This window comes from Providencia sp. wls1922 (assembly GCF_009706505.1).
Taxonomy (GTDB): Bacteria; Pseudomonadota; Gammaproteobacteria; order Enterobacterales; family Enterobacteriaceae; genus Providencia; species Providencia lanzhouensis.
The window spans coordinates 1-1,147 of the sequence record NZ_WLUG01000017.1 but is presented as its reverse complement, the minus strand read 5'-3'; the positions used below and the strand labels follow the sequence as shown (position 1 = coordinate 1,147).

The window sequence follows — 1,147 nt, the reverse complement described above, 5'->3', positions numbered from 1 at the left end:
GAAGCTTTGGAAACTTCATAAAACTTGCTGGTGGCTCAGGATCTACAGCTAAATCTAATACTTGCTTTATCTCTTCAATCCCCTTCAACTCGTCGCTGAGGAATGATGGAGAAAGAGAGATAGGCCCTACTGATTTATCGCCTAATGACTCCGGTACCGGGATAATTAACATGCGACCAGTAAATTTATGCAGTTCGCTAACACCAGGCTTAAAAATTACTAATCCAAGTTCCGGTACCGTACTTGCTGTAAGAATTGAAGCTTCACGCATATGCTTTGTGCTCCATCCATTGACCAGCTATCCATTTAACACCCTTGGCAGTGAATCTGGCTTGTGCAAACGCATACTCAGTGCCTTGCGTAACACCAGTTTTCATTTCAAATCGTCCAGCTTCTAAATGTTGCTGATATGGGGTCAATATATTATTGAGACGATACATAATTTTTTTATCGAGCAAAAAACCCCTGAACTCGGGTTCTTTCACATCAAGCAATTTACACACTTGTCTAAATGTCATCGCGCCAGTGGCTTTGACGTATCTATCAACAAATTCAACCTTCGGTGCCGCTTCGATTAGTTTATTTTCAAGCTGCTGTTTTTCTTCTTCCAGATCCGCAGCTAAGCGTAGTGCTTCTGAAAATGTTGTCGGCACCAACTTTTGGTTTTCTAACTCTTGCCATCTATCCACCAGCCTCGCAGTGAACTCTGGTGATAGTTGAGCCACAACAACGTAACTATCGCGCTTATTTAATTGATAAACCTGCACCGTCTGATTTTGATGATTTTTAACCTCCCCCATTGGGGGAAGTTGAATGACTCCTCGTGTAGCAAGCCTTTCAATTGATTGCTTCACCTTGTCATGACGAGACTCAACTAACTCTGATATCTCTACGCTGGACATTGTTAAAGTTTTTATCGCTAATTGATTCATGCTATTTCTCCACGTTTTACGCAACCGCATTTGCGCTTTCATGTAAGCTGATCGTGATTTCAAACCGACCACCCTTTACTACCTCGCACCATTGCATATCAACACGCTTAACTTGCTCATCATCTTTCCAAACGTTGGCGTGTGTCAGTGCGTCGAATGGCGCTTTCAAATAGTTGTCGATATCTCTCCTATGGTTTGTTGGTGGGTACATCTTC

The 1,147-nt window shown here is 42.5% G+C and carries 2 protein-coding genes and 1 pseudogene; all 3 read right to left on the bottom strand.

What is annotated here, in order from left to right; genetic code table 11:
- Nucleotides 1-271: pseudogene (locus GKR71_RS00805) on the bottom strand (DUF968 domain-containing protein); the annotation flags it as partial.
- Nucleotides 264-932 carry a phage antirepressor KilAC domain-containing protein gene (locus GKR71_RS00800; protein WP_154633796.1) on the bottom strand — a complete coding sequence of 223 codons (669 nt, stop codon included), beginning with the start codon at nucleotides 930-932 and terminating at the stop codon, nucleotides 264-266. The gene GKR71_RS00800 and the pseudogene GKR71_RS00805, both read right to left, overlap by 8 nt.
- 16 nt (nucleotides 933-948) lie before the next feature.
- Nucleotides 949-1,147: RusA family crossover junction endodeoxyribonuclease (locus GKR71_RS00795; RefSeq protein ID WP_154633795.1), on the bottom strand; the 199-nt coding region annotated here is incomplete at its 5' end.

Excerpts from the sequence above, each read along its gene's own strand:
- GKR71_RS00800 (WP_154633796.1), bottom strand. The coding sequence starts at position 932 with ATGAATCAATTAGCGATAAAAACTTTAACAATGTCCAGCGTAGAGATA.